Origin of the sequence: Burkholderia sp. BCC1972 (assembly GCF_905339605.1) — a bacterium.
GTDB lineage: Bacteria > Pseudomonadota > Gammaproteobacteria > Burkholderiales > Burkholderiaceae > Burkholderia.
The window spans coordinates 167334-182203 of sequence record NZ_CAJPGH010000013.1 but is presented as its reverse complement, the minus strand read 5'-3'; the positions used below and the strand labels follow the sequence as shown (position 1 = coordinate 182203).

At 70.0% G+C, this 14870-nt stretch carries 14 protein-coding genes; 8 read left to right on the top strand and 6 right to left on the bottom strand.

Features of this window, described 5'->3' with window-relative positions; translation table 11 throughout:
- Window positions 1-84: 84 nt before the first annotated feature.
- The 4 genes from flgA (at window position 85) to U5798_RS20065 (ending at window position 3772) form a co-directional block, all read left to right on the top strand.
- Window positions 85-1290 carry a flagellar basal body P-ring formation chaperone FlgA gene (gene flgA / locus U5798_RS20080; protein ID WP_124456795.1) on the top strand — a complete coding sequence of 402 codons (1206 nt, stop codon included), beginning with the start codon at window positions 85-87 and terminating at the stop codon, window positions 1288-1290.
- A 118-nt stretch (window positions 1291-1408) separates the two neighbouring features.
- Window positions 1409-1738, top strand: coding sequence for a flagellar biosynthesis anti-sigma factor FlgM (flgM, locus tag U5798_RS20075; RefSeq protein WP_124456796.1), 330 nt, complete (start codon window positions 1409-1411; stop codon window positions 1736-1738).
- A 74-nt stretch (window positions 1739-1812) separates the two neighbouring features.
- Entirely contained in the window at window positions 1813-2253 is a 441-nt protein-coding gene (locus tag U5798_RS20070) for a flagella synthesis protein FlgN (RefSeq protein WP_034190345.1), read from the top strand.
- A 163-nt stretch (window positions 2254-2416) separates the two neighbouring features.
- Entirely contained in the window at window positions 2417-3772 is a 1356-nt protein-coding gene (locus U5798_RS20065; RefSeq protein ID WP_322082964.1) for an SGNH/GDSL hydrolase family protein, read from the top strand.
- Window positions 3773-3791: 19 nt separating this feature from the next.
- On the opposite strand, the gene U5798_RS20060 is transcribed toward U5798_RS20065, so the two are convergent.
- Entirely contained in the window at window positions 3792-5642 is a 1851-nt protein-coding gene (locus U5798_RS20060; protein WP_322082963.1) for a M24 family metallopeptidase, read from the bottom strand.
- Window positions 5643-6055: 413 nt separating this feature from the next.
- Here U5798_RS20060 and U5798_RS20055 point away from each other — a divergent pair, with 413 nt between their 5' ends.
- Window positions 6056-6838, top strand: coding sequence for an XRE family transcriptional regulator (locus U5798_RS20055; RefSeq protein WP_322082962.1), 783 nt, complete (start codon window positions 6056-6058; stop codon window positions 6836-6838).
- A 33-nt stretch (window positions 6839-6871) separates the two neighbouring features.
- Here the strand turns inward: U5798_RS20055 and U5798_RS20050 are convergent, their stop codons facing one another.
- The 4 genes from U5798_RS20050 to U5798_RS20035 form a co-directional block, all read right to left on the bottom strand.
- Window positions 6872-8113 (bottom strand): multifunctional CCA addition/repair protein, encoded by a 1242-nt coding sequence (locus U5798_RS20050; protein ID WP_124456800.1) that lies wholly within the window; start codon window positions 8111-8113, stop codon window positions 6872-6874.
- Window positions 8110-8757: a glutathione S-transferase family protein gene (locus tag U5798_RS20045; protein WP_322082961.1), complete on the bottom strand. Its 648-nt coding sequence runs from the start codon at window positions 8755-8757 to the stop codon at window positions 8110-8112. The genes U5798_RS20050 and U5798_RS20045 overlap by 4 nt, the downstream gene beginning before the upstream one ends.
- A 66-nt stretch (window positions 8758-8823) precedes the next feature.
- Window positions 8824-9783: a complex I NDUFA9 subunit family protein gene (locus U5798_RS20040; RefSeq protein ID WP_322082960.1), complete on the bottom strand. Its 960-nt coding sequence runs from the start codon at window positions 9781-9783 to the stop codon at window positions 8824-8826.
- Between the two features lie 57 nt (window positions 9784-9840).
- Window positions 9841-11793, bottom strand: a complete 1953-nt coding sequence (locus U5798_RS20035) for a lytic transglycosylase domain-containing protein (RefSeq protein WP_124456803.1) — start codon at window positions 11791-11793, stop codon at window positions 9841-9843.
- A gap of 8 nt (window positions 11794-11801) precedes the next feature.
- Here U5798_RS20035 and U5798_RS20030 point away from each other — a divergent pair, with 8 nt between their 5' ends.
- Window positions 11802-12410, top strand: coding sequence for a 5-formyltetrahydrofolate cyclo-ligase (locus tag U5798_RS20030; RefSeq protein WP_124456804.1), 609 nt, complete (start codon window positions 11802-11804; stop codon window positions 12408-12410).
- A 74-nt stretch (window positions 12411-12484) separates the two neighbouring features.
- Here U5798_RS20030 and U5798_RS20025 read toward each other — a convergent pair whose 3' ends face one another.
- Entirely contained in the window at window positions 12485-12997 is a 513-nt protein-coding gene (locus U5798_RS20025; protein ID WP_124456805.1) for a winged helix DNA-binding protein, read from the bottom strand.
- A gap of 148 nt (window positions 12998-13145) precedes the next feature.
- Between U5798_RS20025 and pxpB the strand changes: the two genes are divergently transcribed.
- Both pxpB and U5798_RS20015 read left to right on the top strand, forming a co-directional pair.
- Window positions 13146-13802 (top strand): 5-oxoprolinase subunit PxpB, encoded by a 657-nt coding sequence (gene pxpB / locus U5798_RS20020; protein ID WP_322082959.1) that lies wholly within the window; start codon window positions 13146-13148, stop codon window positions 13800-13802.
- On the top strand, window positions 13799-14866 hold the full coding sequence (locus U5798_RS20015) for a biotin-dependent carboxyltransferase family protein (RefSeq protein ID WP_124456807.1): 1068 nt from the start codon (window positions 13799-13801) through the stop codon (window positions 14864-14866). The genes pxpB and U5798_RS20015 overlap by 4 nt, the downstream gene beginning before the upstream one ends.
- Window positions 14867-14870: the final 4 nt, after the last annotated feature.

Sequence of the window (14870 nt, the reverse complement as noted above, 5' to 3'; positions counted from 1 at the left end):
GGCAAAGGCCCCCTCTATTCATCGTTTGCGCGGCGGCCCGGCTCCCTAGAATGCGAATCGGATCAACGGATCGAGGACACGGCGATGACGGGCGGCGCACTTCGCGGCAGGAACGGGCGGCTCACGCGCGTCCGGCGTGCGTTTGCGCTCGCCGCGGCGCTGTGGATCGTCGCGCCGGCCGCGCACGCGGAAGACGGGATGATCGTGATTCCCGGACGCGGCGAGACGGCCGAAACCGCGCTCGCGCACGCCAACGCGGCGAGCGGCGGGCAGTTCGGCGGGAATGCGGGAACGGCTTCGGGTGCGGGTATCGCGCCGGAAACGGGCCGCGCGGCGTCGGCGGCAAGTACCGCGACCGGCGTGGTCGCAACCGGCTACGCGGCGCAACCGGCCGGCGCGATGGTCGTGACGACCGTGCCGCCGCCGGCGCCCGTTTATGCAGCCGCCCGCGCGAACACCGGCTCCAGCCTGCAGCAGCGTGCAGCCGATCCAGCGGCAATCGCGACGGTCGTCGCCGGCACGGCCGAACCCGCGTCGAATCCCGTTCGGCCGGCGCAACCGTCGGCCGCCGCCGCACGCGTCGCGGCGGTCCGCGCGGCGCCAGCCGCACCGGCGCCGCGCGCGGCGGTGGCTTCCGCGAACGCGGCCCAGCCCGCGACGCCGCCCGGCCAGCAGGATCCCGAGACGATCCGCCGCGCGGCCCTCGCGTTCCTGCAGCAGCAGATCGCCGGCCTGCCCGGCAAGACCACCGCGACGGTCACGACCGCGTTTCCGCGCGGGCTCGCCGCGTGCACGACGCTCGAGCCGTTCCTGCCGACCGGCGCGCGCCTGTGGGGCCGCACGACGGTCGGCGTGCGCTGCGCGGGCGAGCGGCCGTGGACCGTCTACCTGCAGGCGAAGGTCGCCGTGCAGGCCACCTATTACGTCGCCGCGCGCCAGATCGCGCCCGGCGAGCCGCTCTCCGCGGCCGACCTGGTCGCCCGCGACGGCGACCTGACGGTCATGCCGCTCGCGGTGATCACCGACCCGACGCAGGCGATCGGCGCGACCGCGCTCGCGCGCATCTCGGCCGGCCTGCCGCTGCGGCAGGACCTGCTGAAGAGCGCGGCGTCGGTGTCGGCCGGCCAGACGGTGCGGGTCGTCGCGGCCGGCCCCGGGTTCACGATTTCGGCCGAAGGCAGCGTGCTCGCGAATGCGGCACCGGGCCAGTCGGTGCGGGTGCGGATGGCCGCGGGCCAGATCGTCACGGCGATCGTCAAGGACGCCGGCACCGTGGAAATTCCGCTATAGGGACGGATTCAGCCGCAAGAGTGTAAAGAATTGTTTATTCGGAGCATTTCGGGCTCGCGATGCTAAAGTTCGGGCCGACCCGGCCGTTATCTGGGTCAAACCGTACAGGAAACCCATCGTGAAGATCGATTCCACTCCGAACCCGAGCCCCCTGGCGCCGACCGGCAACGGCGCGTCCCGTGCGCAATCCGGCGCGGCCCAGTCGTCCGCGCAGGCGGCCGACGCTGGATCGACCGGCGGCGACACGACCGTGAACCTGTCGGGTCTGTCCGGCCAGTTGCGTTCGGCATCCGCATCGGGCGGCGCCGATATCGACACGGGCCTGGTCCAGTCGATCAAGGACGCGCTGAACAACGGCACGTTGACGATCGACGCGCACAAGATTGCCGACGGCGTATTGAATACTGCCCGCGAGCTGCTGCAGCAGCAGCGCCCGCAGGGTAACTAAGCCGGCCTCGCGGCCGGTTCCACCGGTTTGCCGGCGCGCGCCACCGCGTGCACCGGCGCGACGAGCATGACGCGATGAGAGAAGAGCTGCTGGCCACGGTCAACGACGAACACGCGACGGTCGAGGCGTTCGCGTCCCTGCTCGTCTACGAGGAAAAGGCGCTGACGACGGCCGAGCCGCTCGAGATGCTGCCCGGCATCGTCGAAAGGAAAAGCGCGCTGATCGACCGGCTCGCGCAGCTCGAACGCACGCGCGACACGCAGCTTTCCGCGCTCGGCTTTCCGGCCGGCAAGAAGGGCATGGACCAGGCCGCCGAGCGCGATGCACGCCTCGCCGGCCGCTGGCAGTTGCTGCAGCAGGCCGCCGAACGCGCGCGCCAGGCCAATGCGAACAACGGGATGCTGATCCGCATCCGGATGGACTACAACGAGCGCGCGCTCGCGGTACTGCGCTCGGCCCCCGCGCCGACCGGCGTCTACGGCCCGGACGGACGCGTGTCGGCGCTCGCGCGCTGACCGGCCGGCGGCACCGCCGCTACCGTATCAACTGCCTTTCGCCGCCGTTCGCGGCACTTCACGTTTCGACAGACCGGGCCCGAGCCCGGCACTCACGGTCCCTTCCGATACACGGCTGCGCAACCGCGCCGCCGTCCCGTCACAACAATCAGAAGAGGGCCGCATGTCTCATTTCCGTATTCCGTTGTCGTCCCGCGTCGTCGCCGCTTCCACCGTCGCGGCGCTGGCCGCCGCGCTGACGCTCCCCGCCGCCCATGCCGCCGGCCCTGCGCCGCTGCCCACGCCGACGGGCGACATGTCGCTGTCGCCGGCCGGCCCCGAGGTCGCGCCGCCGGCCGCATCGAGCACGCCCGGCGCGACGGCGCGCGCGGCGCGCCGCGGCTCCGACACCTACACGTACCTGCGCTGCTGGTACCGGATCGATACAGATCCGCTGAAGCCGGCCGCGACCTACGAATGGGCGCGCGACCCCGCCGGCGGCGACTGGTATCGCGTGCCCGGCTACTGGTGGGCCGACGGCATCACGCAGTGGAAGAACATGTTCTACAGCACGACGACGCAGGACACGCTCGCCGACGTGTGCCGCAAGACGCTGGCCGCGAAAGGCATCCGGTCCGGGCTCACGCAGGCAGTCGCCGCCAACAACGCGCTGTCGTTCAACTACACGGTGTGGACCATCGATGCCGCGCAGCAGGATGCGCGCGTCAACAAGCTGATCGTGTTCGGCGACAGCCTGTCCGACACCCAGAACATGTTCAACGCAAGCCAGTGGAAGCTGCCGAACGGCACGAGCTGGCATGCGGGCCGCTTCAGCAACGGCCCGGTGTGGGCCGAATATCTCGCGAACGCGCTGCGGCTGCCGTTCTACAACTGGGCGATCGGCGGGGCGGCGACCGACCAGCACCTCGTCGTGCCGGGCCTCGTGCAGCAGATCGACTCGTGGCGCGAATATATGGATCGCGCGCCGGACTACCGACCCGCGAACACGCTGTTCGCGGTGTTCGCGGGCGGCAACGATCTCGTGAACTACGGGCGCTCGCCCGAGCAGGCGGCGAATGCGGTGCGCGACAGCCTCGAGCGGCTCGCCGCGGCCGGCGCGACGCGGATCATGCTCGTCACGCTGCCGGACGTGTCGCGCGCGCCGGTGTTCGCGACCCGCGCCGACACGGCGAGCGTCGCCGCGCAGGTCAAGGACTACAACCGGCGCCTCGTCGACGCGGCCGCCGCGCTGCATGCCCGCTACGGCGCGACGCTGCGGCTCGAGGTGTTCGACGCGTACGCGCCGTTCGACGACCTGCTGAGCCACCCGGCCCAATACGGCTTCGACGACGCGACGCGCGCGTGCCTCGACATCCCGAAACCGTCGTCGCTCACGTACCTGGGCGCGCAGGTGCCGCGGGCGGACTGCCGCGATCCGGCGCGCTTCGTGTTCTGGGACACGCTGCACCCGACGACGCGCACGCATGCATGGCTCGCCGAGCGGATCGCACCGTTCGTGCGCGCGCGCCTGCTGAACTGAGCACCGCGGGCGGCGGCGCCTACAGCAGCGGACACGCGGTGACCTGCGTGCCGCGCTCCACGCAAAGCCGCTCGTAGTCGCGCAGGTAAGCGCGCTCGTCGTCGTCGAGCAACGCGAGATCGATCAGGTCCCAGTCGTAGCCGACCGTCACGATGTTCTCGAACCGCACGGTATCCGGCTGCGTTTCGTCCGGGCGGATGATCACGATGTTCTCGATCCGCACGCCGCCCTTGCCCGCCAGGTAGATGCCCGGCTCGACCGAGATCACCGCATTCGGCACCAGCCCGTACTGCGCGCCCGGCGCGAACCGCACGCCGCCTTCGTGCACGTGAATCCCGACGCCGTGCCCGGTGCCGTGGCCGAAATCGTGGCCGTGGTCGCGGCACACCTGCCGCACGAGCGCGTCGACGTCGGCGCCCGTCGCCGTGCTCGGGAAGCGCGTGACGAGCCCCTTGATGCAGGCCTTCAGCGCGACCGTGTAGATCTCGCGCTGCCACGGCTGCGCAACGGTATCGGGACGCGTGCGGCGCAACACGACGCGCGTGCAGTCCGTCGCGAAACCGGCTTCGTAGTACGCGCCGCTGTCGAGCAGCACGAGCTCGCCTTCCGTCAGCTCGACGCCGGCGCTCGCCGCCGTGTAATGCGCGAACGCGCTGTTCGCGCCGTTCGCCGCGATCGACGGGAACGTCAGCGCGACGGCCGAACGCGCGCCGTACGCGTCGTTGATCGTGCGGGCGAGGTCGTATTCGGTGTGGCGGGCGCCCGGCTCGCCGGTCTTCGCCCAGCGCATCGTCTCGGCGATCGCCGCCGAGCTGCGCGCGAACGCGTCGCGGAACCGCTCGAGCACCGCCGGCGTCTTGCTCGCGCGCATCGCCTCGACCGGGTTGAAATCGGTATGCGGCGCGTGCGGCCACACGCGGCGCACCGCGTCGACGAGCGCACAGTTCACCGATTCGAAGCCGTAGCACACGTGCTCGACCGCGAACTGCGCGAGAAAACGCTCGAGCGCAGCCACCTCGCGGCGGATCACGTGCAGCGCCGGATACGAATCGAGCGCGACCTCGCAGCGGTCGCAGCCTTCCGGCAGGAACAGCGCGACCTCCCCGCCGACCGCGAACAGGTAGCCGAGGTGCGACGACACATTCGGGATGTGATAACCGCGGCTGTTCAGCAGATACGCGAGATCGTCCGACGCGCACGAGAAGAACGCGGTCTTGCCGTCGGCCGCGCCGGTCCGTGCGGCGAGCCGGCGGTTCAGCGTGTCGAGGTTCTGCGCGACGCTCAGGCCGGTCATCGTCTCCGGCACCTCGAAGATCGGCCGCTCGACGATCCAGCCCGGCAGCGCGATCGCGCGGTCGATCTCGCGATCGGCGAGGCTCGTCCAGTCGAGCGATGCGGCCTGCGTCTGCGCGAGCAGCCGGTCGCGCTGGCCGACGCTGATCCGCAGCGCGTCGTAGCCGACCCGCGCGAGCCGGCTGGCATGCACGACCAGCCAGTCGGCCAGCGCCTGCCAGATCGTCACGTTCATCCCGAGCTTCTCGATGCGCACGCGCGCCGGATCGCACTGCTGCTCGGCCTGCAGGTGGTAACGGCCATCGACGAACAGCACGAACGGCGGCACGCCGAGCGCCTGCGCGGTCGCCGCGCTCAGGAAGATCCCGCAGCCGGCCGAGCCGTCGAAGCCCGACAGCGCGTAGCGCGGGTTGTTGCTGCGCGGCAGGTACTCGGTCACGTATTCGTCCTGCGACGTGACGACCACCGCGTCGAGGCGCGCGGCATCGAGCAGGCGCGACAGGCCGGCCTGCGTGTCGGCGACGGACGCGTCGTACGGGGGAAGGCCGGAGAAGCTGTATTTCAGTCGATCGATCATCGTGTGCCCGTGATTCGTTGTTGTCGGCAGCCGGCGGCGTGACGCGGCATCGTGCATGCCTGAAGCGACACGCCGCCGTGGCGCCGATCGCGCACGACCCGGCGCGCCGCCGGGCCGCGGCGCCGTTCCGGCGGCAGGCCTTCGGGAAATTTTTGTCTCACTTAACTTTGTTTGATGCGCGACAGAATCTAGAGCACGCGGAAATTGAGGTCAAGCTAAAATTTTCGTAGGACTAAAATCGGCGCGATGGCTGCGGATCCCGGCACAACGCCGATTCGCCCGGCGACGGTGCACGGTACAATGCGCCGGCATTGCCGCCCCGGCGGCCGTGCTTCGTGCGATGCGCGCAAAGCAAGTCCCGGCGACTGCACCGCCCCTCCGCTCGCCTCCCGACTCGTTGCCGAAAGAGATTCATGGATTCAGACATCATGCGTATCGGCCTGCGCATTCGCCGCCTGCGCCGGGAAGCGAAGAAGACGCTGCTGGAAGTCGCGACCGAAGCGAAGCTGTCGGTCGGGTTCCTGTCGCAGGTCGAGCGGCATCTCACCGGCATCTCGCTGTCTTCGCTCGTCAACGTCGCCAAGGCGCTCGACGTCCCGCTCGGCGCGCTGATCGACCAGCCGCGCCAGGCGCAACCCGATTCGCACGAAGGCAGCCGCCAGCCGTATGCGCTCGACGCCACGTCGCAGTGGTACGAGCGCCTCTCCACCACCTTCGACGGCAGCCAGGTCAACGCGCTCAAGGTGCGGATGATGGAAGGCTACCGCTCGGAATGGGTGTCGCACGGCGGAGACGAGTTCGTGTACGTGCTGACCGGCCGCATCTGCTATACGGTCGGCAAGAAGGTGTACCCGCTGGCGCCCGGCGATTCGCTGCACTTCGATGCGCGCAAGCGGCATCGCGTCGCGAACGTCGGCGACGGGCCGGCCGAGCTGATCGCGGTCGGCACGCTGCCGCTGTTCGACGACAGGTGTGCCGAATTGGTGTCGGCGACGATGGACATCGCGCAGCCGGTGCCGGGCGAGCCGCGCGTGAGCCGACGCGCCGCGCCGAGCGCCAAGCGCAGCGATCGCGACGGCGATGCGGCACGGCCGGCCACGGCCGGTGCCGCAGGCAAGAAGGCGTCGGCGAAGCCGCGCGCGTCCGCCGGCAAACGCCCGGCGGCCGCTACCCCGGCGCGCAAGAAGAAGTCGTAACGGCTGCGGGCGCGCGCCGCCCGGTCGCCGCCCTTATTCGCCGATCTCGAGCGCTTGCGCGACGGCCTGGATCCGTGCGCGATGCACGGCATCCTTGATCTTCTCGGTATCGTTGCCGACGCCGCGCGCGATCGCACCGGCATCGACGCTGCGCGCGGCCGCGAGCGCGACGCGCAGCCGCTCGGCCTGCGGATACGGCTGCGCATCGAGCCCGAGCCGCCCGCGCGCATCCGATTCGCACGCCTGCAGCATCTCGGCGAAACGCGCCGGCTTGCGCAGCGCATCGCTGCGCTCGAACAGCCGCACCAGCGCGGCCGCCCCCATCTCCATCACGCGATGCAGGTTGCCGTGCTCGCGCGCGACCACGAGCGCGAGATCGCGGCATTCGTTCGGCACGCGCAGCCGCTCGCACAACGGCTTGAGCAGGTCGACGCTGCGGCCTTCGTGGCCGACATGACGCGGCAGCACGTCCGCGGGCGTCGTCGCCTTGCCGAGATCGTGCGTGAGCGCCGCGAAGCGCACCGGCAGCGAATAGCGCTGCTTCGCCGCATAGTCGACTACCATCATCACGTGGACGCCCGTATCGACTTCCGGGTGGTAGTCGGCGCGCTGCGGCACGCCCCACAGCGCATCGACCTCGGGCAGGATGCGCGCGAGCGCGCCGCACTCGCGCAGCACCGCGAACATCCGCGACGGCTTCGCTTCCATCAGCCCGCGCGCGATTTCCTGCCACACGCGCTCGGGTACCAGCGCGTCGACCTCGCCCGCGTCGACCATCCGCCGCATCAGCGCGAGCGTCTCGTCCGCCACCGTGAAATCCGCGAACCGCGCGGCGAAGCGCGCAATCCGCAGGATCCGCACCGGATCCTCGACGAACGCGTCGCTCACGTGCCGGAACACGCGGGCGCGCAGGTCGGCCTGCCCGTCGAACGGATCGATCACGGGCCCGACCAGCACGCCCTCCGGGTTCACCTCGCGCGCCATCGCGTTGATCGTCAGGTCGCGCCGCGCGAGATCCTCGTCGAGCGTCACGTCCGGCGCGTAATGGAACTGGAAGCCGTGATAGCCGGCCGCCGTCTTGCGCTCGGTGCGTGCCAGCGCGTACTCCTCCTGCGTCTGCGGATGCAGGAACACCGGGAAATCCTTGCCGACCGGCCGGTACCCCTGCGCGGCCATCTGCTCGGGCGTCGCGCCCACCACCACGTAGTCGCGGTCCTGCACGGGCACGCCGAGCAATTCGTCGCGGATCGCTCCGCCTACTGCGTAAATGTTCATGGCGTCGGCTCGTATTCGGCGATCACGTTCGTTTCGCGGCGCGCGGCGTCGATCCAGCGCTGCACGGCCGGCAGCGCCGTCACGCGCGCCGCATAGCCGGCCGCGTCCGGCGACAGGCCCGGCGCATACGTGTTGAAGCGCATCACGACGGGCGCGTACATCGCATCGGCGATCCCGAATTCGCCGAACAGGAACGGCCCGCCCGACGCTTCGAGACACGCGCTCCACAGCGCATCGATGCGCGCGATGTCGGCGAGTGAATCGGGCGTCGCCCCGCGCCCCGGCATCGACGCGCGCACGTTCATGCCCATCTGCGTGCGCAGCGCCGCGAAACCCGAGTGCATCTCGGCCGACACGCAGCGCGCGTGCGCACGTTCGAGCGGATCGGCCGGCCACATCGGAAATTGCGGATAGCGCTCGGCGAGCGTCTCGGCGATCGCGAGCGAATCCCAGATCGCGATGCCGTGGTCATCGACCAGGCACGGCACCTTGCCGGTCGGCGAGTATTCGCGGATGCGCGCGGCCGTGTCGTCGCGGCGCAGCTCGACCACGATCTCGTCGAACGGGATGCCGAAATGCGCGAGCAGCAGCCACGGCCGCATCGACCACGACGAGTAATTCTTGTCACCAATGACGAGTTTCATGACGGGATTCCGGACATCGCGAAAAGGGAAAAGAAAGGGGCCGGACGACGGCGCCGCACGCGGGCGCTAGCGTCGCGAGCGGAACCAGTCGAATCGCGAGCGCTTCGTGGCTTCGCCGAGATACGCGGGCGCGATGCTTTCGAGACTCGCGGGCGAGATCCCGAGTTCCGGCGCGAGCGGGCCCGACAGCACGTTCGGCACCGACATCGTCGCGAGATTGTCGCGCGTGAGCACGGGCTCGCCGGGCAGGCACTCGAACACGCTCGCCTGCAGCCGCGCGAGCGCGTCGGGCAGCCGCACGATGCGTGCCTGCCGGCCGACCAGCGTGCCGCAATAGCGCACCAGCTGTTCGAGCGTATAGACGGTCGGGCCGCCGAGTTCGTAGGTCTTGCCGTGCGCGGCCGTGAGATCGAGCGTGTTGACGAACGCACGGACGACATCGCCGACGAATACCGGCTGGAAGCGCGCATCGGGCATCGCGAGCGGCAGCACGGGCACCGTGCGCTGCAGGTTCGCGAACGTGTTGAGGAACGCGTCGCCGGGGCCGAATACGACCGACGGGCGGAAGATCGTCAGCGCGAGCGAATCGGTCGCCGCGATCGCATGCAGCGCGGCCTCGCCGTCGCCCTTCGACCGCTGGTACATGCTCGCGCCGCGCGAATCGGCGCCGAGCGCACTCATGTGCAGCAGGCGCTGCACGCCGACTTCGGTGCAGGCGCTCGCGAGTGCGGCCGGCAGCGCGACGTGCGCGCGCTCGAAGCCCGGTCCGTACGGCGTGCCGTGGCCGCCGTGCAGCACGCCGACCAGGTTGATCGCCGCGTGCGCGCCGGCGACGAAGCGCGCGAGCGTGCGCGTGTCGAGCGCTTCGAGCTCGACGATCTCGACCGGCAGCATCTGCAGGTGGCGCGCGTGGTCGCGCCGGCGCGTGGCGATCCGGACCTGCTTGCCGGCGTCGATCAGCGCATTGACGAGCCGGCTGCCGATGAAGCCGGTGCCGCCCAACAGCGCGACGGTCTGGCGATCCATGTCTTGAGCCTCAAAAGAACACTGCCGCGTCTCGCGCGGCAGTGTGAAGATTGCGTATCAGGGCGAGATCATGCCTAGACGTTTCTTCAACGACTGCGGCTTGCCCTCGAAGAGCGCCGCATAGTAGACGGTGTTCGACAGCACGTTCTTCACGTAGTCGCGCGTCTCGTTGAACGGAATCGTCTCCGCGAAGATCGCGCCTTCGACCGGCTGCGTCAACACCTGGCGCCACTGGCGCGGCCGGCCCGGGCCCGCGTTGTAGCCGGCGGTGGCGAGCACCGGCGAGCTGTCGAAGTTGTTGTAGATGTCCGCCAGATACCAGGTGCCGAGCTGGATGTTGGTGTCGATGTCGTGCATCTGCGCCCGCGTGATCGCGCCCATGCCGAGCTTCTTCGCGACCATCTGGGCCGTCGCCGGCATCAGCTGCATCAGGCCGCCCGCGCCCACCGACGAACGCGCGCTGATGATGAAGCGCGATTCCTGGCGGATCAGCCCGTACGCCCATTCGACGTCGAGGCCCGTCGATTGCGCATAGCGCTCGACGATGTTGCGGTACGGCGACGGATAGCGCAGCGTGAAGTCGTGCTCGGCCTTCGTGCGGTCGGCCGTGTTGACCGTGCGGTCGAGCAGCTCGACGCGCTTGCCGTATTCGGCGGCCGCGAGCAGCTGGCGATCGGTCATCCCGCGCAGCGGCCAGTTCCATTCGCGGTTGCCTTCGAGGCGCAGGTTCAGCCCGTAGAAGCGCTGCGCGAGCGCGAAGCCCGGAATCTTGCCCATTGCATCGATCTCGGCGTCGCTCACCTTCGTGCGCGGCGGGATCGACGTGCGCTGGCCGAGCTCTTCGCCGGCGAGCTGCCCGTAGAAGTTGAACTGCCCGGCGACCTGCTCGAATTCCTGGTTCGCCTGCAGCGTGTCGCCGCTCTGCTTGAGCGCGCGCGCATGCCAGTAGATCCAGGCCGGATCGTCGCGCAGCGACGGCGGCATCTGCTCGATCGACCAGCGCACCATCGGCCAGTTGCCGGCGAGCAGCGCGGCGCGCGTGCGCCATTCGTAGCCCGGGTTCGACAGCGGCGCGTTCGTGGATTTCGCGTACCAGACCGACGCGAGCGGCGAGCGCTTGATCGCACCCTGATAGCCGATCGCGCCCCACGCGATCGCCTGCTCCTGCTTGGTCAGCGACGGCGCGACCGTCGTCAGCATGCCCGCCGCCGCGTCCGGATCGTTGCGCGCCATGCGGCCGAGCGCGATCAGCGCGAGCTGGTGCGACGTCGCGTCGGCGCCGACGCCGCGCGCGAGGTACAGCGGCGGCGCGCTCGTCGCCTGGTCGAAACCGACCGGGCGCGGGCCGAGCGCATCGACGATCTTGCCGCCGAGCGTCGTGTAGTTCTGCTCGTACGCGAGGCGTGCCTGCTGCCACACGTCGTCGCTCGTGAACTGCTGGTTGACGGTGAGCGCTGTAATCAGGTCGACGCAGGCGTCGCCGTAGTTCTTCGGCTCGACGAGCAGCGCACGCGCCGCGTCGGCGACGTTCTCGCCGCGCGCCGCGCGCGATTCGAGCGCATAGCACTTGACCTGCGTGTCGTCGTCGAGCACGAAGCGCTTGTACTGGTCGTCGAAGTTGCGCCAGTCATGGCGCGCGCCGAGCACGAGCAGGTAGTCGTTGCGCAGGCGGTCGGCGATCGCCTGGCCATCGTAACGCTGCAGGAACGACTGCACAGGCGCGTCCGGCGCATCGACGCGCGCGCGGCCCGTCGAATCGAACAGCTGCGGCTTGATCTGGAAATACTCGACGTAGGACGGGACCGGATAGTTCGGGATCATCGACGCGAGCTGCGCGGCTTTCGCGGCGTCGTTGCGGCGTGCGGCTTCGCGAAGCTGCACGAAGATCTGGTCATCCCCGGCGAGCGTGTCGTCGTTCGGTGCGGCGCACGCGGCCGTACCCGCGACGAGCGCGACGGCCGAAAGCGTCAGCGCGACCGCGCGATATACTCGAAAAAGGCTGTTCGACATCGTTTTGAATGGAGCACGAATTGAGCGAAAGCATAGCACGCCACCCTGTGCCGAACCCGAAGGTTGCGCTGCGCAAAACGCTGTCCGGCGCGCGTCGCGACGCCGCGTCGCAGCCTGCCGCGAACGCCGCGCTCGATGCGCGGCTGCGCACGCTGCTCGACCGCCTGGCACCGCACACGGTCGGGTTCTACTGGCCGCTGCCCGGCGAATTCGATGCGCGCGATGCGGTGCTCGCGTGGTGCGCGGCAGGTGCCGGCCGGCGCGCCGCCTTGCCGGTGATCGGCGAGCGTCACACGCCGCTCGCGTTCCATGCGTGGGATGCGCACACGCCGATGCGCGAAGGTCATCACCGGATTCCGGAGCCTGCGTCGGGAATCGTCGTCGTGCCCGACCTGTTGCTGATTCCGTGCGTGGGATTCGATCCGCAGCGCTACCGGCTCGGCTACGGCGGCGGCTACTACGACCGCACGCTCGCCGCGTGGCCGGATGACACGCTGCCGGTGACGGTCGGCATCGCGTACGAAGCGTGCCGCGTCGACGCGCTGCCGGCCGAAGCGCATGATCTCGCGCTACGCTGGATCGTGACCGACGCCGCGCTGTACCCGGCCGCCGGATGACGCGGCGCGCGGCGTCGCGGTCGTTGCCGCACGCCCGTCAGCGCAGCCTCGCGCGCAACAGTTTTCGCAATCGCTTACAGCGACGCCGCCGCGCGGGCGGCCGTGTCGTAGAGGCCCGATGCGTGGCGCAGGAGTTGCGCCGCGTCGCCGATCTGCTCGTTGGTGAGCCCGCTGTCCTTCAGCGTCTCGATCAGGCAGTGCTCGCGCACCTCGCGATATTTCAGGCACAGGTCGCGGCCCGCGTCGGTCGCGAAGAAAAACGCTTCCTTGCCGCTCTTCTCGCTCTTCACGTAGCCGCGGGCGATCAGTTTTTTCAGCGCATAGGTCGCGACGTGCGTATCCTCGATATTGAGCACGAAGCAGATGTCGGCGAGCTTCTTCTTGCGTTCGCGATGGCTGACATGATGCAGCAGCGACACCTCGACCGCCGTCATGTCCTTCGCGCCGGCCGCCGACATGCAGCGCACCATCCAGCGATTGAACGCGTTGCCGGCCATGATGAGCCCGTATTCGAGCTCCGACAGCTCCGCGCTCGAATCGGAAACGAGGTGTTCGGATGACACGATCTTGGTCGGATGACGCTTCATGGAAAGGCGGCGCAAGCGGGATGTCGGGGTGTGCCGAGTGTACGCCAGAAGCCCCGGTATACGGGCTAGGCGAAAACGCTTATTGGTAACTTATCGATATCTTATTGACAATGTGCGCTAACATTGCCGTCCGAACCGTGCCAGCCCGATGACGCAACCCCGCATTTATCCGCTCGGCGATGCCGCCCTCGTCTGCGAGGTGCCGCCGCCCGCCACGCTCGATTGCCAGCGCCGCGTCTGGGCCGTTGCCGAGGCCGCGCGCGCGTGGCCCGACGTGATCGACGTCGTGCCGGGCATGAACAACCTGACCATCGTGTTCGACGCGCTCGCGGCGACGGCCGAATCGCTCACGCCCGCGCTGCGCGACGCGTGGGAGACGGCCGACGTCGAGCATGCTGACGGCCGCGAGGTCGAGATCCCGGTCGAATACGGCGGTGCCGCCGGCCCCGACCTGGCGGCCGTCGCCGCGCACACGGGCCTGCCGGCCGGCGAGGTCGTCGCGCGCCACGCGGCCGGCGAATACGTCGTGTTCTTCGTCGGCTTCCAGCCGGGCTTCGCATATCTCGGCGGCCTCGACGCGTCGCTGCACACGCCGCGCCGCGCCGCGCCTCGCCTCGAGGTGCCGGCCGGCTCGGTCGGCATCGGCGGCGCGCAGACGGGCATCTACCCGGCCACATCGCCCGGCGGCTGGCAACTGATCGGCCGCACGTCGCAGGTGCTGTTCGATCCGGCGCGGCCGCAGCCGACGCTGCTGCTGCCCGGCGATCGCGTGCGCTTCACCATTGCGGGAGTCGACGCGTCATGACCCAGAGCAACGCACCGGGCACCATCGAGGTGTTGCGCGCCGGCCCGCTGTCCACCGTGCAGGATCTCGGGCGCCGCGGCAGCCGCCACCTCGGCGTCGCGCAGGGCGGCGCACTCGACGGCCTCGCGCTCGAGGTCGGCAACCGGCTCGTCGGCAATCGCCCCGACGCGGCGGCCGTCGAAGTCACGATCGGCCCCGCCGCGTTCCGCTTTACGCGCGCGACGCGCATCGCGATCACCGGCACCGAATTCGGCGCGACGCTCGACGGCCGGCGCGTGTATTCATGGTGGAGCCTGCCGGTCGAGGCCGGGCAGACGCTCGTGCTGCCGGCCGCGAAACGCGGGATGCGCGGCTATCTGTGCATTGCGGGCGGCATCGACGTGCTGCCGATGCTCGGCTCGCGCAGTACCGATCTCGCGTCGCGCTTCGGCGGCCTCGGCGGCCGCACGCTGCGCGACGGCGACCGGCTCCCGGTCGGCGTGCCGCCGGCCGGCGCGGGCTGCCTCGCGGCCGATGCGCCCGAGTTCGGCGTGAAGGCGCCCGCGTGGTGCGCGTTCGTGCGCGTCGACGAGCCGCCGCGCCGTCACCGCCCCGCGCATGCGCCTTGGGCGATGCCCGTGCGCGTGCTGCCGGGCCCCGACTACGCATCGTTCGCGGCCGATTCGCAGCAGGCGTTCTGGGACGAGGAATGGCTCGTCACCGCGAACAGCAACCGGATGGGCTATCGCCTCGCCGGCGCCGAGCTCGCGCGCGAGCGGCCGGTCGAGCTGCTGTCGCACGCGGTGCTGCCCGGTACGATCCAGGTGCCGCCGAACGGCCAGCCGATCGTGCTGATGCACGACGCGCAGACCACTGGCGGCTACCCGAAGATCGGCACGGTGATCCGCGCCGATCTGTGGAAACTCGCACAGGCGCGGCTCAACCTGCCGATCCGCTTCGTGCGCACGACACCCGACGCCGCGCGCGCCGCCCTCTCCGCGGAACGTGCCTATCTGCGGCAGATCGACGTTGCGATCGACATGCGAGAAGAAGCGCGCCGTCGCGCTCAATCGCGCGCAGCGTGACAAT